Consider the following 20639-nt stretch of genomic DNA (forward strand, 5'->3'; position numbering starts at 1 on the left):
CGGTAGCCCACGGGAGAGGGCTTTGCACTCTCTTCTCCTGGGGCCGGGGATGAGGGCACAATACGGCTAGGGGGATTGATTCAATGGGCCTGTTAAGGAAATGTCTATGTCATCGATAACTGCTGCCGTGCCGCTTGGGGAGTTTTTGGCTCAAGGAAATCTTGAGGCATCACCCGCCTGGGAACTGATCGAGGGAATACCGACCCAAAAGCCGATGCCCACGCTGTTTCATTCGCGCTTGCAACGTAATTTGGTGAATCACATCAACGATCGCGCCGCTGGGTTTGAAGCCATTCAAGAATTGCGCTGTATTATCCCCCCCTATTCACCCGTGCCTAATATTGTGGCGATCGCTTCAGAGCGTCTTGGGGATCAGGATGGGCCATTTAATGGCGCTCCAGAGGTGGTGATTGAAATTCGTTCCCGCGACCAAAGCACCTTAGATTTACAAACGAAAATTCTCCATTGTCTCCGCTGTGGGACGCAATTGGCCTGGCTGATTGATTGCGATCGCCAACAAATTTGGGTGTGGGAAGGGGAAAACTTACCGCTGATCTATGGTGGGGGGGATGAGCTACCAGACTTTGGGTTAGGGCTTGAACTGACGGTGAATCAGGTGATGGCGATGACACAGCAACAACGCTAAATCTCACCCGGAAACCTGTAGAGAAAGGCTTAAGCTTGCCGGGGTTCGCCAGGGTTTCACGGTAGGCTAGACGCGATCTTGGCTTGAGATGAATTATGAATGCGATCGCCTGGAAAAAACTGCAAAATGGTTCCGATATTCGCGGCGTAGCCCTGGATGGGATACCCGATGAACCCGTCAACCTGACCCCGGAAGTGGTGGCGCGGATTGGTCAAGGGTTTGTCACCTGGCTCAGTGAGCAGCAGGGGAAAGGGTGCGAGGAATTAGCGATCGCGATCGGCCGCGATAGTCGCCTATCGGGCCCTGACCTGATGAGCCACATCACCACAGCGATCGCCGCCCTCGGAGTCACCGTCTACGATGTCGGCCTCGCCTCCACCCCCGCCATGTTCACCAGCACGATCGCCCCCCCGCTCCAGTGCGATGGCGCGATCATGCTCACCGCCAGCCATCTCCCCTTCAACCGCAACGGCTGCAAATTCTTCACCGCCCAAGGGGGACTCAACAAGCCCGACATCACCGCCATCCTCAGCCTGGCCGAGGCCAACGACATCACCCCTGCCCCCACCCCCGGCGAAATCCACAGCACCGACTTCATGGCCACCTACGCCGCCCAACTGGTGGAAATGATCCGCCAAGGGGTGAACCATCCCGATCACTATGATCAACCTCTCCACGGCCTCAAAATTGTCGTCGATGCAGGCAATGGCGGTGGTGGCTTCTACGTCAGCCAGGTGTTGCAGCCTTTGGGCGCGGACACCACGGGCAGCCAATTTTTAGACCCCGATGGGATGTTTCCCAACCACATCCCCAACCCCGAAGACGAAACCGCAATGGCCGCAATTTGCGAGGCCGTGACGGCGAATCAAGCCGATTTTGGGATTATTTTTGATACCGACGTAGACCGGGGCGCGGCGGTGGATGCCACGGGGCGCGAGTTGAATCGAAATCTGTTGATCGCGTTGATTGCAGCGATCGCCCTTCGGGAGCATCCCGGCTCAACGGTGGTCACAGATTCGATCACCTCAGACGGATTAACCCAGTTCATTGAGCAGGATTTAGGCGGGAAGCATCACCGTTTTAAACGGGGCTATAAAAATGTAATTAACGAAGCGATGCGGCTCAATGCAGCGGGGGAAGAGTCCTGGTTAGCGATCGAAACGTCGGGCCATGGGGCAATGCGGGAAAACCACTGGCTCGATGATGGGGCGTATTTGGTGAGTAAGGTGCTGGTGGAGTTGGCACGGGCTAGACTCGCCGATCGCACGGTGACAGATTTAATCGCCACCCTCCAAGAACCCGCCGAGAGCATGGAATTTCGCCTCAAGATTAAGACGGACGATTTTAAAACCTATGGCAATGAGGTGATCGCCGCACTGACGGCCCACGCAGAAGCCGAATCGGATTGGGCGATCGCACCGAAAAACTACGAAGGGGTGCGGGTCACTTGCACTGATGCCGCTGAATCGGGCTGGTTTCTCCTGCGTTTATCCCTCCATGACCCCGTAATTCCCCTCAATGTGGAAACCAATGTGGCGGGCGGCGTGGCGAAAATTCAGGCGCGATTGTTGGCATTCCTCCAACAGTTTGACGCGCTGGATTTAACCCCATTGCAACCCTAATGTATCGGGTGTATCCCACTTAGGAACTGTGAAAAGGGTTGACGATGTTTAGATTTTCAATTGTTGAATATCCAAAATCTTCTGTATAGATAGTTTCGATTTTGGCATCTAAACAAGCTGCAATAATCATTGCATCCCAATGTGACAGGCTAAAACGGCTCATTAAATTTTCAGCCCGATCAATCACAGCCCAATTTGGCAAAATAGTGTACCAAACTTGTTGCAAATCTCGAATATATTGATAGGATTTTTTTCTGTCATAACCCAGTGACTCTAATTTACGACTCGCTGCTAAATACTCACATGCAACTTGCCAGATCAAAGCACCATCTGTCAGGGAAGAAACCAAGGAAGCGGCGATCGCTTGTTTGGCAAGATCACGGGGATCATGAACATAAATCAGGATATTAGTATCAACGGCGTTCATGTAGCATATCTCTCGTGAATTTTGAAGCATGAGAGGGAAGGGAATTTTCTTGCATTCGCTTCACCAGTTGCGTTAAAAAGTGTTGCTTTGTGGCTTGATCCGTGATTTGAGGAGGGATGATTTGAGGTGTTTTAATCAGAATTTCAACTTCCGCCCCTTCAGGTAAATCACAGGCTGTTTGTAGAATAAATGTGCCTTGATGGTAAATCGCTTTCACGGTTTGAGGCATGGGATAAGCTCCATCGTTGAAGAGTTAAGGGTGAGTGGGTTTCGGTTTGGGGTGAGCAATCCCCATCCTATCGTTTACTGGGAGGGAGCGTGAGGGGTGGCGGGGCGATGGGCATTTGGGGCGGGGCGGTGCGCCACATCAGGGCGATTTCGTCGGGGGTGAGTTGGTAGGCTTGGTTGATTAGGTGGTTTAATAAAACCAGACATTTGAAACACCCACTCCAACTCAAGATTAACCTAAGCCCCTTGCTTGTGAAATCGCTGTCTTGGCTGTCCGAATACCACGCCCATCCAGGCTAATTCTGCACAAACAAATTATGGAAGCCCTCGAAATCGCGGCGATCGTTGACGATCACGGTAATCTCCAACTTGAAGAACCTCTAAAACTCGCGGCTCAACGTCGAGTTCGTGTGATTGTTCTGCTTGAGGATGATCCCGATGATGAACCGAAAACAGCCGTGTTAGATGATTTACGTCAAGGATGGCATGAAGCCAAAACCGGCCAAACGCTTCCTCTTTCTGAGTTGTGGGCTGAGGATGAATCTGGTGAGTGAGTCCTACCCTGTGGAGATTGAACTCTCAGCGATGTTTATTCGCCGTGTTCGTACTCTGCAAAAGCGTTATCGTAGTATTCGCCAAGATATCGAGCCAGTTATTCAGAAACTTCAAGCTGGAGAAGTCTTAGGCGAACAGATTCCTAATGTTGGTGATGCGGTCTTTAAAGTTCGGGTCAGAAATCGAGACATCCAAAAGGGAAAACGTGCCGGATACCGTCTGATCTACTACCTTAAAACCAATACAAAAATCATTCTCCTCACTCTTTATTCAAAATCTGATCAATCTGACATTACCGCCCAAGAAATCCGGGATATTTTGGCAGAGTAATGACTAACGATCGCGCTCTCTACTCATGCGGCGGCGTGATGGGCATTCGGGGCGGGGCGGTGCGCCACATCAGGGCGATTTCGTCGGGGGTGAGTTGGTAGGCTTGGTTGATCAGATCGTTTAATTCTTGTTCGAGATGCGCGATCGCACTATTGCGGGTTTGGATGGTAAGGGCGAGTTCGCTGCCTCACAGATCCATGATTTTCTGGTTCAATTTAGACAGGATTACTTTCTGATATAATAAAAATGTACTCCCAAAGGGGGTGATTATAATGTCTCACGATATCATTTTCAGCTTTAACGATATCAAAGCTACACAGGCTGCGGCTTTTTTAGTGAAGTTGCACGGTCAACCCTCTATGAGCTACTTAGGGCTGCTTAAGATGCTCTATGTTAGCGATCGCCGATCTCTGGAATCTAGTGGTTATCCGATCACTGGCGATGAATTTGTTTCCATGAAGTATGGCCCCGTTTTGACCCGCATCTATGATTATGTAAAGCCCCAAGGGGGACGTGTTTTTTCTGACTACTGGTCGAGCTATATCGCTACAGTTGCCTCTCCTCGAAATCCTCAAAAAAAAGTTTATATCACGTTAATTGATGATCCGGGTGATGATGAACTTTCACCGATAGAAGAGGACATCCTGAGAGCCGTATATCAAGAATTTGGACATCTTGATCCGTTTAAGGTTGCGGAATGGACTCACTCGCTGCCGGAATGGATCGATCCACAAACATTAGATCGAAAAGTTGTCAAGATCAGCATTCTTGAACTGCTCAATTATTTAAATATTTCCGATGAACAGATTCAAGAAATCCGAGAAACTGCTGAACGAGAACGCTATTTAGATGAGGTTCTCAATGGCTAGGTTTTCGATTAATCTGGGTGATATTTTCTTATTAAATACAGGAGCGACTAAACCGCATTGGTATATTGCGATCGCTCCTTTTTTATCGGAAGAATATATTTTTGTGAATGTTTCAACCTGGCGCGAGGGGAGCCAGAGTAATGATGAAACTTGTATTTTAAGACCAGCCCAACGAATGCCGAAATTCATCAGGCATAAATCATTTATCGCCTATCAATATGCTAGGAGTTTCACAGCGGATCAACTTGAAAAATTCATTATTCCAGATTCTCCAATTCCCTACGATACGCTTGATCCGATGAGTTTAAAACGGATTCAAAGAGAAAGTTTACAAGCAAAAAGACTCAAAAATAAATATCTCAAAGCACTTAAAGCCTATTTGGGTGTTGACTAGGATTATGGAGGCGGCGGGGCGATGGGCATTCGGGGCGGGGCGGTGCGCCACATCAGGGCGATTTCGTCGGGGGTGAGTTGATAGGCTTGGTTGATCAGGTCGTTTAATTCTTGTTCGAGATGCGCGATCGCACTATTGCGGGTTTGGATGGCGGGGGCGAGGTCGTTGTAGGCTTCGAGGGCGTGGCGGCGAGCGGTGGGGCCGAAGCTGCTGCCTTTGGGTTGACGTTTTTTCAGTTCTTTAATGAAGTCGTCTTCGCTGAGTTGGCTAAAGTCTTCGAGTTTGCGGCCAGGTTTCGCAATGTTGTGTTCTGTGCGAAACCAGTTGATCAGGTCGCGGTGGCTCTGTTGATTCTGTTGAGTAAGTTCGATCAATTCAGCGACGTGGGGTTCTACTTGGGCGCGAATTTCTGGGGTTGGAGGTGCGATCGGTAAGGTTTCAAATAAATATCCCATTGGACTAATCGAACCTGATAACATTCTTGTGAAATATCGATGGCTATACCACCAAATCAAAGGAGAGTTCAAACACGCGACTAAATAAAAATCACTACACGGCAAAATGAAAGTTTTATCATTTCCATAGCATCCTGACTCATCAAAAGCATACTGTGGAAGTGTTTGAATGACTTGGTAAAATAGCTTGGAATTCTCGAAACTATCATAATAAGCACACGCCCGAAGCTCCCACCAATACTTTCCTTGATCACTTCGTTTTTTGAGTTTCTTTTTGAACTGAATTAAGTGATCATATAGTTGGGGATAATTTCCTTTAAAAATTCCTTCTGCTTCTTCCAGCGATTTTGCACTACTCCATTTCCAAGATTTATTAGCACTTGATTGTATTAGAATTATCCAGAGATTTTGCCATTCTGGAGACCAGCGTTTAATATCTTGGCCGCGTAGATAGGGCTTAATGATTTCGGCGGATTTTGGATCGGCTTGAATTAGTTTATTTTTGGTGTCATTGTCGATTAAAAATGCTTCATTAAATCCGGTTAAAACACCTCGATAGGGTTTAACCCCAGCAAACTCTTTTAACGGCACACCCACAGCGCGGATTTTGTCCATGAGGTGATCCACATCTGGGGGTTCGAGGCTCCAGGCTTGCTCAGAAAAACGAGACCAAGGGACAGGATAGCCCGATTGGGTCACATATTGGGGGAGGTTAATTTGGGGCAAATCTTCGCGGGGAACCGGGCAAATTGTGACCGGATGATCAGGGTTTGGGGACTCCTCACGCCGCGCCACAATAATACAAGGAAACGTATCCGCATCAGGGAAAATTGGCGCGTGACCAAAATCGATAATTTCCTCCATCACCACCCGCTCCCGGAAAAAGCCCCGCAACCCCTCCCCATAGCCCGCCCGCATCCATTTATTCGTCACAATATAAGACAACATCCCCCCCGATTTGAGCAGATTCACCCCCTTTTCATAAAAATAAGTGTAGAGGTCTGCCACCCCATCATAGGTCGCGTAATGTTCCTGTAAATAAGGCTTAAACGGCGCGATATATTCCTGACGCACATAGGGCGGATTGCCAATCACCACATCAAACCCCCCCGCATTCATCACCCCCGGAAACGCCGCCCCCCAATCCAACGCCAACGGGTCAACCTTGCGGTCTGCAATTAACGAATTGCCTTGGCGAATATTGCCGTCTAAATCCGCTAACTTTTTTCCCTTTTGCGCCGTTTGTAACCAGAGCGATAACTTTGTGATTTCCACCGATTCCGATGACAGATCCACCCCGTACAAATTTCCCTGCAAAATCTGCCGATACACCCCCGCCTGATCAAACTCCTGATCTAAATAGAGATACGCTTGACGATAGTCCTGCACCAAAAAATCAAACGCCGCAATCAAAAACGCCCCCGACCCACAAGCCGGATCGCACACCGTCAACGGTTTTAAAACCTCATCTAAATAGGTCTGCCAATCCGCCGAACTCTCCAACTCAGACCGACCCAAAACGGCCACCTTACGCCGCTCCAAATAGCCCCCCACCGTCACCCCCACGATATACCGCGTAATGTAGGCCGGAGTGTAGAAAACCCCCTGCTTTTTGCGCTGGCCCTGCTTCGCGTTGTAGGTTTCATCTTGGGCGAGCGATCGCAACTCCTCCAAATCCGTCACCGACTGCTCAAAAATCCGCCCCAACACATCCACCGAAACCTCATCGGCATAATCGTATTGCGTCAACCCATTCATGGCACTACAGAGGGAATCATTGACCGTCAATTCCTCATCCAAAAGCGGATCATGACGGAACAAACCGCCGTTATATTCCGGAATCGGCGGGTCATCGGGGTTGCCCTCATTCACCCAGCGAAACACCGCTTTGTAGTTGTCCCAAATCGGGCGGGGATAGTAGGGATCATGGTGATCGTGGGCTTTGCGAATCGTTTGGCGCGGCAATAGTCCCCGGTCTTCACAAAAAGCGATAAACAGGATGCGATCTAACACCTTTTGGGCCTTTTCCACGAGGATCAGATCGCGGTTTTTGCGCCGTAGTTTGCTCACCCGTTGGAAATGTTGGGTGAGTTCAAGGCGCAGGGCTTTGTATTGGCGGTAAAGTTCTTCCGTGACGATCGCTTCCGTTGCGTCGGATTCTTGGAGGAGGCGATCGATTCGCGACTCTTGATCAGCGGTGCTGGGTAAAAAGTTTTTGCGATAGAGCAGAAAAAAGAACTGTTTAAACTGCTCTAGATCCGCGAGCTTTTCTAACTCGAACACTTGAGCAGAGGCGTAGGTTTTGTCCACATGATAGAGGCGCAATTCTCGATAATTCGAGACAATCACCCACTTGCAGCCAGCGGTATGGTTGGCATACCGCCAGCCCTGATCCACGGCGGATTCTTGGCGGCTGCCGGCTTTGTCGAGGTTGGTTTTAGATCCTTTCAGTTCGATGGGGGCAATGATCCGCCCCGTCAGTTTTTGACCGTCTGGCGGGTCGGAAAAAAAGCCGATCGCCGCATCCGCCGCGCCGCCCCTAGCGGCAATCGTCGCTTCGGCGTGAATATCCCAGGTCTCCCCCGAACCACTCATCACGGAACGATAGCCCAGGATGGTCTGAAAGATGTCGCGCAAAAAATCGCCGTGGAGGGAGACTTCTTTGATTTTGTCGAGGGTTCCGCTCTGGATGCGATCGCTCCAGCGGTTGAGGAGGGCGTGGCGATCGCTCAAATCCAGGGGAAAACTATAGGCTCGCACCGAGTTTTTGAGGAGCTTCGGTTGAAAGAGGGGGATGAGACGCGACATAATCAAACTCGCAGAAATACGCTGCTATCCTAGCGCGAGGGGCGTGGTTAATCCGTGGGGAGGGTGAGACGTTGCCAGTGGAGGGCGGCGGTGTGGGGGTCGCGTGACCAACGGAGAAAGGGGCCGGTTTGGCCGCGGGTGAGACCGGCTTGCACGATCGCACGGCGGGGGGCTTCGGTGGCGAGGGCGATCGCTCGTCCCGGTTCACACAATCCCCAACGCACCAGATTTTCCACCCCCGCCAAGAGGGGGAGGGTTGTCCCGGCCAGGGTTTCAGCATCGAGGCGGGCTGTGCCGTGGGTGACGGTGATCGTGCGATCGTCCCAGGGATAGTCGCCATCGGGTAAACCCATCGGGGCCAGGGCATCACTGACCAAAAACACCCCATCGTGCTCCATCCGCAGCAGCAGATCCAACATCAGCGGACAGATATGCTCCCCATCGGCAATCACCCCGCAGCGCACCGTTGCACGGGTGAGGGCGGCTCCGAGCAGACCGGGATCGCGGTGGTGCAAGGGGGGCATGGCGTTAAAGGCATGGGTGACCATCGTTGCGCCCTGGTCGAAGGCCTGGTGGGCTTCGGGGGCGGTGGCAAGGGAATGGCCGAGACTGACGATAATATTTTGCGCGGTGAGGAAGGCGATCGCGTCTCCGATGGGGTCGAGTTCCGGGGCGAGGGTGACGATTTTAACCAAGTCGCCATAGTCCCCGATGATCGCGGCCATGATCTCGCGGTTGAGGGGTTGTAAATGGGCGGCGGGATGTGCGCCGCGCTTGCTGGGGTTGAGGCAGGGGCCTTCGAGGTGAACCCCCAGGATTTGGGCGCGGTGGGGTTGGGGGTGACGCAGGGGAGAGGCGGCAATCACGGCGAGGGCTTGGTGAATCTTCTGGAGCGAGGTTGTAACAAGGGTGGGACAAAACCCGTCTACCCCTTGATCCCACAGATAGGCGGCGATGTTGTCCAGGTGGGGATGATCGTGATGTTGGAGATCCGGAAAGGCTAACCCTAGGCCGCCGTTAATTTGTAAATCAATTCCCCCCAAGGACAACCAATCACCATCAAAATCAAATTGGGGGACACGGGGCAGAGCTTCCGGGGCGGGACTGGCTAGGGTGATGGCGGCGATCGCGCCCCCTTCAACGTAAATATGGTGCAAACCGGAACGACCGGGTAAGCGAGCATCGGTGAGCAAACAGTCGGTCATCAATTCAGAACTCCGCCAGAATCCCCCCAGAATACCAAGGGGAACGCGCTCATTGATACAGTTGAGAAAGATATTCTCTTGGGACAATAAACCCTACGTCACCCCCAATCCATTGGTTTTAATCCATCTTCTAGCCCTGAGGAGCAACGTTCCATGACCTATGATCTCCCGCCCATTGGCATTATTATGGGCAGTGATTCCGACCTGCCCACCATGACCGCTGCGATCGCCATTTGTGAGCAGTTTGACATTCCCCACGACGTTGCGATCGTCTCCGCCCACCGCACCCCCGATCGGATGGTAGACTACGCCAAAACCGCCCATCAGCGCGGCCTAAAAGTGATCATCGCCGGAGCGGGTGGGGCGGCCCATCTGCCGGGCATGGTGGCCGCCTTGACCCCCTTACCAGTCATTGGTGTGCCTGTTACCACCCGCCAACTCAACGGCGTAGACTCTCTGTACTCGATTGTGCAAATGCCGAGGGGGATTCCCGTTGCCACCGTTGCGATCGGCAATGCCCAAAATGCCGGACTCTTAGCCGTGCAGATGTTAGCCGCCCATGATCCGGATCTCCTCGTCCAAGTGCAAGCCTATCGTCAATCCCTGACGGATCAAGTGCTAGAGAAACAAGCCCGCCTCGATCGTGTTGGCTCCGCAAACTACCTCGCAACCATGCAGTAGAGGGATTATGGGCTACGTGTTGGTGTGCAATCCGAAAACGGATCATGAAGCAATCTATCCCCTCAATCCGGGACGGAACACCATTGGCCGTGCGCCCACGAATCAAATTGTGATTAAACATAACAGTTTGTCGCGCCGCCATGCGGAAATTTTGATGGAGCGCGATCGCACCCATCCCGACCAATTTCGCTTTCTGCTGCGGGATCTAAAAAGCCTCAATGGCACTTTCGTCAATACCGTCAAAATTAAACAGCGGGAAATCACCCTCGACGATGGCATCACCCTCGGCATGGTGGCCCTAAAACTCTTCGACACCGACAGCGAGTTTGCCGACGAAAACGAAGACCCCACCGATGCCCCCCTGCCCATCGTCCACCACTATTCCCCCAAACAAACCCAAGTCGTCCTTGAAGACTTCATTGATAAAAATCAACGCTCCGGTTCCGCCCTGCGCCTCAAGGAAAAGGATAAAAATCAACGGGCCGTTGATAAATTAAAAATTCTCCTTGAAGTCAGCAAACAACTGGCCTCCTCTGCGGACCCCGATCAACTACTCGATAAAATTTTAGAATTGTTGCTCGAAATTATGAACGTGGATCGGGCCGCGTTATTACTTGTCGATGAACGCACCCAAAAGCTTGAACAAAAGGCCGTCAAGGCGCGATCGGGCCTCTCGGTGCGCTATCAGTTCTACAGCACCAAAATCACCAACTATGTGCGCCGCCATGGGGATGCGGTCTTAACCGATGATGCGGCCGAAGATCATCGCTTTGAGGGGTCGCATTCTATTTTGATTCAGGCGATTCGTGCCTCGATGTGTGCGCCGCTGCAACCCCGTGAGGAGGTGATTGGCGTGTTGTATGTGGATAATTTAACCTGCTCGAATGCCTATTCGGGCGAGGATTTAGAGTTTCTCACCGCCTTGGCCAATCAGGCAGCGATCGCGATCGAAACCACCCGCCTCGCCAACAAAATGCGCGAAAACGCGATCTGGAGGGACAAACTCGAACGATTTTTCCCCACCACCATTAGCCGCAAACTCCGCGAAGGGGGCGACCTCGGCATTATTGAAACCGAAGTCACCGCCCTCTTTGCCGACATCACCGACTTCACCAAAATGTCCTCGACCATGGAACCCCGCGCCGTGATCGAAATGCTCAACGACTATTTCAACGTCATGGTGGAAGAGATCATTTTCACCTACGAAGGCACGTTAGAAAAATACATCGGTGACGCTCTCCTGGCGATCTGGGGTGCGCCCTATTCCCGCCCCGACGATACCGATCGCGCCGTCCAAGTGGCGATCGAAATGCAACACGCCGTCCAACGCCTCAACCAAGACTGGCAAGACCAAGACCGCCAACCCATCGCCATCCATATCGGCCTCAACAGTGGCCCCGTCGCAGCGGGAAATATTGGCTCACGCCGCCTGATTCAATACGCGGCGATCGGTGACACCACCAACGTCACCAGCCGGATCTGTGATGTGGCCAAAGCCGGGGAAATCATTCTCGCCGCCAGCACCGTCCAACGCCTCAACTACAAAGACTACCCTTTGATCGAACTCCCCCCCACCCTCGTCAAGGGCAAGCAAGACCCGCTGCAACTCTACCGCCTCGAATGGCGTGAATTGCCCTCCCTCCATGAAGTGACAAGCCATTCCTCCCGCCCCAAACTTTAGCGTCCCCAAGCACAGCCAAAATCAAGCTGTAGGGTCACGACACGCTTTCATCAGTGGGGTTACTGCTGATCCATCACCCCAGCAGCGATACCCCTAGGCGGGGAGTTCAATCCCCGCCTCAGAGCGAAAACCCGTTCACACGGGTTCTGGAGTGGGCTTCAGCCCACTTTCGCTATGAGCCAAGCACTTCAGTGCTTGGCGGATCGGGGTTCGGCGCACTCATCTTCACAAATCTTGGGGTTTCCCGGACCGGATTTCGTATCCGTCGAGGATGGAAATCCTCTGGCAATACCTGCAATTCACCAATCCGCCGTAACCCATTGATTCAGGGGTGTTGCGATCGCGGCAGATGCGGTTGATGCAGATTTTTCGATAACGTTTAGATTAAGATGAATGGCTTTTATGAATGAGATTGATCATGTTCCGCCTCCTGCCTGCATGTTTTGCCGCTTCCTTCCCTGTGTCACGGTTGTTGTGGAGCGGGTGTTTGCTGTTCTTGTTGCTGACCCTCACCGCCTGTGGGGGGGGATCGCCCTCAGTGAGTCTTTCTCCGAACAGTGATACGATCAAAAAAGCGATTATCCTGCAAGTTAAGCATAGTCAAAGTGCCATTAGTCAACAGCTTAATGCGGCGAATCCAAACTTACGCATTTCTCATATTAAGGTTCGTCAATTAGACGCTCAATATCTGGCTAAGTTACCGACCTATCACCTCCAAGGTCGTTATGATCTAGACCTTGAATTACCGACCCAAACTGTCAAGCAGTCGGGGAATTCATTTGATATTTATTTGCAGCGGCAACGCGAGGGTAAAACCTGGCGATGGTTGCAACCGGAGTCTCAGGATTCAGAGGCAGCAGAGGGCATGGCGCAGCATTGGCGGACGTATCTGATTCATTAAGACTGAGGGGTATGTTTTGACGACTGAGGGCGGTGCGATCGCACTGGATTGAGGGTCTATCCTGGGCGGTGATACGAATGAATAATCAATATATTTCATTACATTAGCGGTTGACTTTAGTGTTTTTTCTTGTGTACTTTTCTGAAACGGTCTATCATTAAACACTGTGGGGACAAAAAGTTAAGATACAGCCTTGATCTAAACAATTGAGTACATTAATCCCGTTACATTTCCTGCTGTCTACCGGTGATGCTGTGCTGGGTTATCAAGGTTAGGGCTGTAGGCAGAATTGTGTTTATTCGCCATGGGTTCAGATCTGACAAGGAAATACTGGCACAGCCGTATGCTTCTTGAGCGTATCGCCTGAACTGGACTTTTGAATTGTCACTACACCCATTCAGGTACATCTACACTACCAGCACCCCTGCGTTATGATTAAGCGCTCATCGCGGATGCCATCGACTCCGACCCGATCGCACCCTTCCAGACTCTCTCGCCCTCGCCGCACGGCTGCGGAGATCCGCGCTTCGATTAAAACCCCTCCGCTCCATTCTCTCGCGACTCAAGGCGATCGCCAGGTAGTGCGATCGCCCCAACCCCCCAAACGGTCTCCGGATCATGCCTTGATCTATCGCCTCGTGGGGGTGGTGGGGGGTGGGGTCGCCATGGGGCTGATGATCGCGATTACCCTCCTGTCCCAATCGGAACGTCCCTCAACCTCGATTCAGATCGACAGGGTGCAGCCCAAAACAGCCCAAATGCAATTTGGCAGCCCTGATCCCCTCCGCGATCGCGCTCAGTTCTCCCTCGGTGCATCCATCCCGGTGCTGCAAACTCAGATTGATGCGGCGATCGCTGGGTATCCCGCTGGGCATGTGGGGCTGTTGGTGGTGGATTTGGATACGGGGGATTATGTCAACAGCAACGGCCTAGAATCGTTTTCGGCGGCCAGCACGATTAAACTGCCGATCCTCGTGGCGTTTTATCAGGATGTGGATCAGGGGGCGGTGAGTTTGGATGAATCTCTGACGATGACGGCGGAATTGGTGGCGGCGGAAGCGGGAACGATGAAATATAGCCCCGTCGGGACGCAGTTTTCGGCCTTGGAAACGGTGACGACAATGATCACGATTAGCGACAACACGGCCACAAATATGATCATTGCCCGTTTGGGGGGATATGACGCACTGAATCAGCGTTTTCAGGACTGGGGACTCCAGCAAACGGAGGTGAAGCAATGGTTGCCGGATTTGGGCGGTACGAATGTGATGAGTCCGGTGGATGTGGTGAATCTGTTGATCCGGTTGGAGCGGGGGGAACTGGTGTCGCTGCGATCGCGCGATCGCATTTTAAGCACCCTCACGGCGGTTAAGAATCGCCAACTCTTGCCCCAAGGCCTCGACGAAAAGGCAGTCATCGCCCATAAAACGGGGACGCTGGGCGGGGTGCTGGCGGATGTGGGGCTTGTGGATGTGCCCAACGGCAAACGCTATGCGATCGCCGTAATTACCAAACGCCCCCGCCATGATCCCCAAGCCCAAACCCTAATTCAAACCCTCTCTCGGCTGACCTATCAACATTTCAGCACACGGTAGCCTTGAACGGTTGGAGCGGCAAGAGGAACAAACGATGGTGTAGGTTTTAGAATAGGGCTGCAACTTATCGGATGGTGTTGATGTCAACCCAGAGGAGTTGTCCCATTGCTCTGTTGGCAAAATCTATGTCATCGTCGTTGCTTGAGTTTGTTGATCGCCATCCCCTGACCCTGCCGCCCCATTGTCGTTTTGGCGAGGCGATCGCTGCCTTGCACCAGGGCCAAAAAACCTGCGTGCTGGTGGTGGAATCGGGTCGCCTCCAGGGGATTTTTACCCAGCGGGATGCGGTGCGCTGCCTCGTCAATGTGACGGCACAGCAGAATCAAACCCTAGGGACGCTGATGACGGTAAATCCGATCACCCTCACGGCGGCGGATGTGGATGCGATCGCGATCGCTCAAATGTTTTACCGCCACCACATTCGCCATCTGCCCGTTGTCCATCCTGACGGCACGGTCCTCGGCCTGATCACCCCCCACCAGATCCGCCAAGTTTTGCAACCCGTCGATTTGCTCCGCCTCAAAGCCATTGAAGAAGTGATGACCTATCCCGTCATCCAAGCCAGCCCCGACACCGCCCTCGTTGCGATCGCCGCTCAAATGACCGAGCACCGCGTCAGTTGCGTCGTGATCACCACCCCCCACCCCTCCCAAGTCGGTCAGCAAGCCCTCGGCATCATCACCGAAGCCGACATGGTCACCCAAGCCGCCCAAGGCTTGAATTTCGACCATCTCCCTGCCCGCCGCGTCATGGCTACCCCCGTGCTCACCATTGCCCCCCATGCCACCATGTGGCAAGCCCATCAATTGATGAACCAGCATCGGGTGCGGCGGTTGGTGGTGGTGAACGAGCAAGAGCAACTCCAAGGCATCATCACCCAGACGAATGTATTGCAAGCGGTGGACTGTGTGGAAATCTACCAAACGATGACCACGTTGCAGCATGTCCTCGATGAGCAGCGGCAGGAATTGACCAAACTGAACGCGGAACTCAGTGCGCAGGTGGAAGAGCGTCAGTTAATTGCCCAACAGTTGGCCTCGTCGGAGGGCAGACTCCGGGGTATTTTGGAAGCGATGACCGATGTGGTGCTCGTGATTCGGATGTTGGCGGGGCGGATCGACAATATTGATATTGCGCCCACCCATCTCAGCACGCTCTACGATGCGGAACAGGATTGGCTCAATCAAACGATTTCGGCATTTTTTGACCCCGACCAAGGCCCCACGTGGGGACGGCGGATTGAGCAGGTTTTGACTCTGCAACAGGGGCGCGATTTTGACTATCGCTTAACGTTGTCGGGGCGAGAGGTGTGGTTTTCGGCGCGGATTTCCCCGTTGGATGACCAGACGGTGATTTGGGTGGCGCGGGATATTAGCGATCGCAAACGGGCCGAAGCGGAACTCTACGAAAAAAACCGCATCCTCAAAGCCACCCTCCAAGAATTGCGCGTCACCCAAGCTGAACTAATCCAATCAGAAAAAATGGCCGCCTTGGGGCAATTGGTGGCGAGCATTGCCCACGAAATTAATACACCCCTGGGGATCATTAGCTCAGCGGGACGGGTGATCGAGAATTTTTGGCAGGAGTCCCTAGGGTTACTGTTGCAAGCCTGGCAAGGGTTTAATGCCGCCCACCAAGAGCAGTTTCTTCACCTCTTAACCCAGATGCATCCCCCCTCGCCGCCCCTTTCGACACGGGAGCAACGCCAAATGCGCCGCCAATTGACGACCGCCCTCGAAGCGGAGGCGGTTCCCGATGCGCTAGCGGTGGCCCGGATCTTTAGCGAGATGGGGATGGTGGACTATCATCCCCATTTGCCCCTGCTGCGGAGTGAGAGGGGGTTAACGATCCTCCATTGGGTGCATCAATTGGTGACGATGCAGATGAGCACGCAGAATATTGCGATCGCCAGCAAACGCGCCGCGAAAATCGTCTTCGCCCTCAAAAGCTATTCCCATTCCGACCACAGCGAAGCCCGTTCCCCCGTTGATATTGCCGCTAGCCTTGAAACCGTCCTCACCCTTTACCACAATCAAATCAAGCAGGGCGTAACCCTAGAACGACGCTACACCGACGATCTTCCCCCCCTGAGTGGCTACCCCGATGAACTCAGTCAAGTGTGGGCGAACCTGATTCACAATGCCCTCCAAGCGATGGGGAATCAGGGGGCGCTGACGATTACCACTCAGGCGTGCGATCGCGCCATCGAAGTGCAGATCACCGATTCCGGGCCCGGGATTCCGGCGGCGGTGTTGCCCAATATTTTTAAGCCCTTTTTCACCACCAAAGTAGCGGGCGAAGGCAGCGGCCTAGGGCTGGATATTGTGCGAAAAATCATCGATCGCCACCACGGCACGATCGCCGTCAACAGTGAACCCGGCTGCACCACGTTTACCGTCTGTCTGCCCCTTGATATTCCTGATCCCGATCCTATAGTTTGAGAAACCACCCTTTGCGATACAGGCCGTAGAGGACGACATACCAGATCAAGATATTGGCGATCGCAAACAACAGCGACCCATTCAACGCCCCCGCCCAGGGCACAAACAGCGTTTCATAGAGCCAAGCATAGGTACTCGGAGCCTCCTCACCGCTGCCAATCTGGGTATAGTACAAAATCCGCACCCCAATCCCCGACGCGACAAACACAAAAATCGCATTCATCCCCATCACCTGCAACGGAAAACTCCAGCGCCGGATCTGGCGCACCTCGATCAACTCATAACAAGCTGCCAACAGCAACAGCGACCAGCCGCCGCTATAGAGCACATAGGAACTCGTCCACAATTGCTTGTTAATCGGAAACACCAGGCCCCACAACGCCCCCACAATCACCAACCCCAAGCCAAACATCACCAACCCCCCACTGGTGCGCGAGGTGCGCGGCTGATCCCGCAGCCAATTCCCGGTGAAATATCCCAGCAGGACGGTGGCGATCGAGGGTAGGGTGCTGAGGAGGCCTTCCGGGTCAAAGTTGGGGGTATAGAGATGGGACGCACCGAGAATGAGGCGATCCACGTAGCCCGCCACATTGCCTTCTGGGGTGAGTGATCCGATGCCCACACCGGGCACGGGAACCGCCATCAGGATCAACCAGTAGAGCAGCAAGATCCCCACTGTGGCGATCCACAGTCCCCGCCATTTGAGGTTCAACACCAAGAGCGACCCGCCTAGGTAGGCGAGGCTAATCCGTTGCAGCACGCCTAAAATGCGCAGATCACGAAAATCCGGGCTGGGCCAATTTTTCCAGATGAAGCCGAAACTGTTGAGGAAAAGTCCTAGGGTGAAGAGGAGGGCGCAGCGGCGCAGGATGCGAAGATATAGGGCGGTGTCGATCGCGGTGCCGGTGTGGTATTTGTGTAGGGAGAAGGCCATGGCGGCCCCGGCGATGAATAAGAAGGCGGGAAAGACGAGATCCGTGGGGGTGAAGCCGTGCCATTCCGCATGGAGAAGGGGCGGATAGACGTGGCTCCAACTGCCGGGGGTGTTGACGAGGATCATGCTGGCGATCGCTAACCCCCGAAACACATCTAACGACACCAAACGAGAGGAAGGGGAGGTCATAAGCAGGATTTTAGGAGGGGTTTGGGGGCGCAATGAGATCGAGGATGGCGGTGGCAGCGCGATCGCACACCCCCGGCTCACCTAAGCCTGCTTTCATGCGATCGTAATCGGCGTTAATCTGCGATCGTCGGGTCGGATTGGCCAAAATATCGAGGCTCTCCCGGCAAATATTCTCGACGGTGGCCTCTTCTTGCAAGAGTTCCGGCACTGCCAATTTCTTGAGCAGTAAATTCGGCGGCGCGACATAGGGAATGACAATCTTGAAGATGTAGCGAGCCACCGCCATGGTGAGCCAACTAATCCGATAGACCACCACTTGCGGAATTTTCAACAGGGCTAATTCTAACGACACCGTCCCGGACTTGGTAATGGCAAGATCTGCCGCCGCCAAGGTCGTGAGGCGCTTATTTTCGACAATCGTTGCCTGCACGCCCGCCCGTGCTAAGGCGGCTTCAATCTGGGGGCGGAAGTCCCGGACGGAGAGGGGCAGCCAAAATTGAGCGTTGGGGTATTGCTGCTGGATCTGCTGGGCGGCGGTGCAAATCATGGGCAGCAGGGTTTTGAGTTCCTGGGGACGGGAGGCGGGCAAGAGGGCGATCATCAGTTGATCGGCGGGGATGCCCAACTGAGCGCGGGCAGCGGCGCGACTGGGGGCGGCGTTGATGCGATCAATGAGGGGATGGCCGACCCAGTCCACGTTGCCCCCGGCATCCCCGAAGTATTGGGCTTCGTCGGGGAAGATGGCGAAGATGCGATCGCTAAAACCGACAATATCCCGCAGCTTGCTAGGAAACGGATTCCACACCCACAACTGCGGCGCAATGTAGTAGATAATGCGGGTTTGGGGAAAATGCTGCTTTACATAGCGTCCGAGGCTGATGTTGAATCCTTCATAGTCAATCAAAATGAGCAGATCCGGCGGTTCGGCTTGGATCGCTTGGCGCACCTGTTGATTGATTTTCAACGACGGCAGAATCATCGGCAGGACTTCTTGAATCCCAAACGCCGACATCTGGGTGCTATCGGCCACCAATTGCATCCCGGCGTTGGCCATCCGCTCCCCACCCAGGCCACGAAGGGCCAACGACATCCCCCGCGCCGCACCCTGACGGCGGAGGGCCTCGATCAACAGCGAACCTTGGAGATCTCCAGACACTTCTCCGGTGCTGATGAAAATTTGGCGGGTGGGGGCGGGAGCCGCGATCGCAGCAGACGCACTGCTAGAAAGTTGATGGGTCATACCGTTGTGTCAGAGGTCAAAGAATCAATCCAGTCCGGGGGTCTGGCTCGGAGGGCCTAGCGATTGCCGGGAATCACACCGCGCCGTTTTGCACTTAATGCCCCCACCAGAAAGCGATGTAAATGCACCAGTTGGGGCAGATCGCTGAGGGTTTCCAGTTGTTGGACAGCAGCACTAAACCGCAGATCCGAGCGATAGAGGAGGCGAAAGGCTTTCTTGAGCAGTTGGACATCCTGGGGGGCGAGGCCAGCGCGTTGGAGGCCGACGAGATTGAGCGATCGCACCCGCGCCGGATTGCCCTCCACCAACATATAGGGCGGCACATCACGGTCAATCCGGCTCATCCCCCCCAACATCGCCATCGTCCCCACATGGACAAACTGATGAATTCCCAAAATGCCCCCAATCACCACCCGCGACTCCAATTCCACATGGCCCGCCAAGGCGACCCCGTTGGCGATCACAATATTGTCCGCGAGGATGCAATTATGGGCCACATGCACATAGGCCATTAAGAGATTATGGTCGCCAATGATCGTTTCTTCACCGTCATTGGTGGCCCGGTTAATCGTCACATATTCCCGCAGCCGATTATAGTTCCCAATCCGCACCCGACTCAGCCCCCCTTGATATTTCAAATCTTGGGGTTCGAGGCCAATGGCAGACCCTGGGAAAATATGATTACCCACACCAATCTCCGTGGGGCCCTCAATCACAACATGGGCCCCAATCTTCGTCTCAGCACCAACGGTGACCCCAGCCCCAATGACGCTGTAGGGCCCCACTTCAACCGTGGGATGGAGATGGGCATCGGGGTCGATAATCGCTGTGGGATGAATTAAGGGTTTCAAGGAAATAGCTCCGGCAAGATTCATTCCACCAATGAGAAGAGCATCTCACCTTCGACGGCTAGCTCCCCCTCCACTTCGGCACGGCCTTGCATTTTGCCAAAGCGACCGCCTCGAAAGCGGAGGAGTTCGACGGTCATCACGAGGCGATCGCCCGGCACCACCGGCCGACGAAACCGAACTTTATCAATGCCCGCAAACACAAAGAGACTCTTTTCTTGACCGGGCATTTGCTTCAAAATAATGCCACCGACTTGGGCCATGGCTTCCACCATCAAAACCCCCGGCATAATCGGTCGCCCCGGAAAATGCCCCTGGAAAAACGGCTCATTCATCGTTACATTTTTAATCCCGACCGCATGTTTGCCGGGACTGTACTCAATGATGCGGTCAACCAAGGCGAAAGGATAGCGATGGGGCAAAATGTTTTGAATTTCTTCAATGCTGAAGACGGTTTTCGCGCCCCCTAGACTATCGACGATCGCAGGGTCGGTAGACTCTAACGCAGCATGTTGAGCATCGGTTCGATCAGTTACTATGGTCATCGGCTTACTTATAGTCGGTTCGCAAGATTATCCCATGGAAAACCC

20 protein-coding genes are annotated in these 20639 nt (G+C 53.4%); 11 read left to right on the forward strand and 9 right to left on the reverse strand.

Annotated elements, in window-relative coordinates:
• Window positions 1-106: 106 nt before the first annotated feature.
• Both SPI6313_RS07350 and SPI6313_RS07355 read left to right on the forward strand, forming a co-directional pair.
• Complete coding sequence (locus tag SPI6313_RS07350) at window positions 107-646, forward strand: Uma2 family endonuclease (RefSeq protein WP_175551088.1); 540 nt, start codon at window positions 107-109, stop codon at window positions 644-646.
• 95 nt (window positions 647-741) lie between these two features.
• Window positions 742-2268, forward strand: a complete 1527-nt coding sequence (locus tag SPI6313_RS07355; protein ID WP_072620412.1) for a phosphomannomutase/phosphoglucomutase — start codon at window positions 742-744, stop codon at window positions 2266-2268.
• Window positions 2269-2287: 19 nt separating this feature from the next.
• Here SPI6313_RS07355 and SPI6313_RS07360 read toward each other — a convergent pair whose 3' ends face one another.
• From SPI6313_RS07360 to SPI6313_RS23400, 3 genes are all read right to left on the reverse strand, one after another.
• Window positions 2288-2695 carry a PIN domain-containing protein gene (locus SPI6313_RS07360; RefSeq protein WP_072620413.1) on the reverse strand — a complete coding sequence of 136 codons (408 nt, stop codon included), beginning with the start codon at window positions 2693-2695 and terminating at the stop codon, window positions 2288-2290.
• Window positions 2682-2924 (reverse strand): antitoxin family protein, encoded by a 243-nt coding sequence (locus tag SPI6313_RS07365; protein WP_072620414.1) that lies wholly within the window; start codon window positions 2922-2924, stop codon window positions 2682-2684. Before SPI6313_RS07365 ends, SPI6313_RS07360 begins: the two co-directional genes overlap by 14 nt.
• A 67-nt stretch (window positions 2925-2991) precedes the next feature.
• On the reverse strand, window positions 2992-3153 hold the full coding sequence (locus tag SPI6313_RS23400; protein WP_175551089.1) for a hypothetical protein: 162 nt from the start codon (window positions 3151-3153) through the stop codon (window positions 2992-2994).
• Between the two features lie 87 nt (window positions 3154-3240).
• Between SPI6313_RS23400 and SPI6313_RS07370 the strand changes: the two genes are divergently transcribed.
• The 4 genes from SPI6313_RS07370 (at window position 3241) to SPI6313_RS07385 (ending at window position 5071) form a co-directional block, all read left to right on the forward strand.
• A complete protein-coding gene (locus SPI6313_RS07370) occupies window positions 3241-3477 on the forward strand; it encodes a type II toxin-antitoxin system RelN family antitoxin (RefSeq protein ID WP_072620415.1) in 237 nt (78 codons plus the stop codon).
• Window positions 3478-3487: 10 nt separating this feature from the next.
• Window positions 3488-3808, forward strand: coding sequence for a type II toxin-antitoxin system RelE/ParE family toxin (locus SPI6313_RS07375; RefSeq protein ID WP_245788644.1), 321 nt, complete (start codon window positions 3488-3490; stop codon window positions 3806-3808).
• 272 nt (window positions 3809-4080) lie between these two features.
• On the forward strand, window positions 4081-4677 hold the full coding sequence (locus tag SPI6313_RS07380; RefSeq protein ID WP_072620416.1) for a Panacea domain-containing protein: 597 nt from the start codon (window positions 4081-4083) through the stop codon (window positions 4675-4677).
• Window positions 4670-5071 (forward strand): hypothetical protein, encoded by a 402-nt coding sequence (locus SPI6313_RS07385; protein ID WP_072620417.1) that lies wholly within the window; start codon window positions 4670-4672, stop codon window positions 5069-5071. The genes SPI6313_RS07380 and SPI6313_RS07385 overlap by 8 nt, the downstream gene beginning before the upstream one ends.
• Before the next feature lie 2 nt (window positions 5072-5073).
• On the opposite strand, the gene SPI6313_RS07390 is transcribed toward SPI6313_RS07385, so the two are convergent.
• Together SPI6313_RS07390 and nagA are read right to left on the reverse strand one after the other, a co-directional pair.
• Window positions 5074-8334, reverse strand: a complete 3261-nt coding sequence (locus SPI6313_RS07390; protein ID WP_072620418.1) for an Eco57I restriction-modification methylase domain-containing protein — start codon at window positions 8332-8334, stop codon at window positions 5074-5076.
• Between the two features lie 47 nt (window positions 8335-8381).
• The gene (gene nagA, locus SPI6313_RS07395) at window positions 8382-9539 is read right to left on the reverse strand and encodes an N-acetylglucosamine-6-phosphate deacetylase (RefSeq protein ID WP_072623041.1); all 1158 of its coding nucleotides are present in this window, start codon (window positions 9537-9539) and stop codon (window positions 8382-8384) included.
• Between the two features lie 153 nt (window positions 9540-9692).
• Between nagA and purE the strand changes: the two genes are divergently transcribed.
• The 5 genes from purE (at window position 9693) to SPI6313_RS07420 (ending at window position 16838) form a co-directional block, all read left to right on the forward strand.
• The gene (gene purE / locus SPI6313_RS07400) at window positions 9693-10220 is read left to right on the forward strand and encodes a 5-(carboxyamino)imidazole ribonucleotide mutase (protein ID WP_072620419.1); all 528 of its coding nucleotides are present in this window, start codon (window positions 9693-9695) and stop codon (window positions 10218-10220) included.
• A gap of 7 nt (window positions 10221-10227) precedes the next feature.
• Window positions 10228-11901 carry an adenylate/guanylate cyclase domain-containing protein gene (locus SPI6313_RS07405; protein WP_072620420.1) on the forward strand — a complete coding sequence of 558 codons (1674 nt, stop codon included), beginning with the start codon at window positions 10228-10230 and terminating at the stop codon, window positions 11899-11901.
• A gap of 460 nt (window positions 11902-12361) precedes the next feature.
• A complete protein-coding gene (locus SPI6313_RS07410; protein ID WP_217650528.1) occupies window positions 12362-12802 on the forward strand; it encodes an OTU domain-containing protein in 441 nt (146 codons plus the stop codon).
• A 431-nt stretch (window positions 12803-13233) separates the two neighbouring features.
• Window positions 13234-14397 (forward strand): serine hydrolase, encoded by a 1164-nt coding sequence (locus tag SPI6313_RS07415; RefSeq protein ID WP_084668937.1) that lies wholly within the window; start codon window positions 13234-13236, stop codon window positions 14395-14397.
• A 125-nt stretch (window positions 14398-14522) separates the two neighbouring features.
• Complete coding sequence (locus SPI6313_RS07420; RefSeq protein WP_175551090.1) at window positions 14523-16838, forward strand: CBS domain-containing protein; 2316 nt, start codon at window positions 14523-14525, stop codon at window positions 16836-16838.
• On the opposite strand, the gene SPI6313_RS07425 is transcribed toward SPI6313_RS07420, so the two are convergent.
• The 4 genes from SPI6313_RS07425 to fabZ are packed head-to-tail and all read right to left on the reverse strand — an operon-like array spanning window position 16828 to window position 20594.
• Window positions 16828-17961, reverse strand: coding sequence for an acyltransferase family protein (locus tag SPI6313_RS07425; RefSeq protein ID WP_072620422.1), 1134 nt, complete (start codon window positions 17959-17961; stop codon window positions 16828-16830). The two genes, SPI6313_RS07420 and SPI6313_RS07425, sit on opposite strands and share 11 nt — an antisense overlap.
• 10 nt (window positions 17962-17971) lie before the next feature.
• Complete coding sequence (gene lpxB / locus SPI6313_RS07430) at window positions 17972-19201, reverse strand: lipid-A-disaccharide synthase (protein ID WP_072620423.1); 1230 nt, start codon at window positions 19199-19201, stop codon at window positions 17972-17974.
• A gap of 56 nt (window positions 19202-19257) precedes the next feature.
• Entirely contained in the window at window positions 19258-20076 is an 819-nt protein-coding gene (gene lpxA / locus SPI6313_RS07435; RefSeq protein ID WP_175551091.1) for an acyl-ACP--UDP-N-acetylglucosamine O-acyltransferase, read from the reverse strand.
• Window positions 20073-20594: a 3-hydroxyacyl-ACP dehydratase FabZ gene (fabZ, locus tag SPI6313_RS07440; RefSeq protein WP_072620424.1), complete on the reverse strand. Its 522-nt coding sequence runs from the start codon at window positions 20592-20594 to the stop codon at window positions 20073-20075. Before fabZ ends, lpxA begins: the two co-directional genes overlap by 4 nt.
• Between the last annotated feature and the right edge of the window lie 45 nt (window positions 20595-20639).

This window comes from Spirulina major PCC 6313 (assembly GCF_001890765.1).
Taxonomy (GTDB): domain Bacteria; phylum Cyanobacteriota; class Cyanobacteriia; order Cyanobacteriales; family Spirulinaceae; genus Spirulina; species Spirulina major.

Coding starts and splice junctions, on each gene's coding strand:
- lpxB (WP_072620423.1), bottom strand. CDS start 19,201: ATGACCCATCAACTTTCTAGCAGTGCGTCTGCTGCGATCGCGGCTCCC.
- SPI6313_RS07350 (WP_175551088.1), top strand. CDS start 107: ATGTCATCGATAACTGCTGCCGTGCCGCTTGGGGAGTTTTTGGCTCAA.
- SPI6313_RS07420 (WP_175551090.1), top strand. CDS start 14,523: ATGTCATCGTCGTTGCTTGAGTTTGTTGATCGCCATCCCCTGACCCTG.
- SPI6313_RS07380 (WP_072620416.1), top strand. CDS start 4,081: ATGTCTCACGATATCATTTTCAGCTTTAACGATATCAAAGCTACACAG.
- purE (WP_072620419.1), top strand. CDS start 9,693: ATGACCTATGATCTCCCGCCCATTGGCATTATTATGGGCAGTGATTCC.
- SPI6313_RS07425 (WP_072620422.1), bottom strand. CDS start 17,961: ATGACCTCCCCTTCCTCTCGTTTGGTGTCGTTAGATGTGTTTCGGGGG.
- fabZ (WP_072620424.1), bottom strand. CDS start 20,594: ATGACCATAGTAACTGATCGAACCGATGCTCAACATGCTGCGTTAGAG.
- SPI6313_RS07415 (WP_084668937.1), top strand. CDS start 13,234: ATGATTAAGCGCTCATCGCGGATGCCATCGACTCCGACCCGATCGCAC.
- SPI6313_RS07370 (WP_072620415.1), top strand. CDS start 3,241: ATGGAAGCCCTCGAAATCGCGGCGATCGTTGACGATCACGGTAATCTC.
- SPI6313_RS07365 (WP_072620414.1), bottom strand. CDS start 2,924: ATGCCTCAAACCGTGAAAGCGATTTACCATCAAGGCACATTTATTCTA.
- SPI6313_RS07385 (WP_072620417.1), top strand. CDS start 4,670: ATGGCTAGGTTTTCGATTAATCTGGGTGATATTTTCTTATTAAATACA.
- lpxA (WP_175551091.1), bottom strand. CDS start 20,076: ATGAATCTTGCCGGAGCTATTTCCTTGAAACCCTTAATTCATCCCACA.
- nagA (WP_072623041.1), bottom strand. CDS start 9,539: ATGACCGACTGTTTGCTCACCGATGCTCGCTTACCCGGTCGTTCCGGT.
- SPI6313_RS07360 (WP_072620413.1), bottom strand. CDS start 2,695: ATGAACGCCGTTGATACTAATATCCTGATTTATGTTCATGATCCCCGT.
- SPI6313_RS07390 (WP_072620418.1), bottom strand. CDS start 8,334: ATGTCGCGTCTCATCCCCCTCTTTCAACCGAAGCTCCTCAAAAACTCG.
- SPI6313_RS07405 (WP_072620420.1), top strand. CDS start 10,228: ATGGGCTACGTGTTGGTGTGCAATCCGAAAACGGATCATGAAGCAATC.
- SPI6313_RS07355 (WP_072620412.1), top strand. CDS start 742: ATGAATGCGATCGCCTGGAAAAAACTGCAAAATGGTTCCGATATTCGC.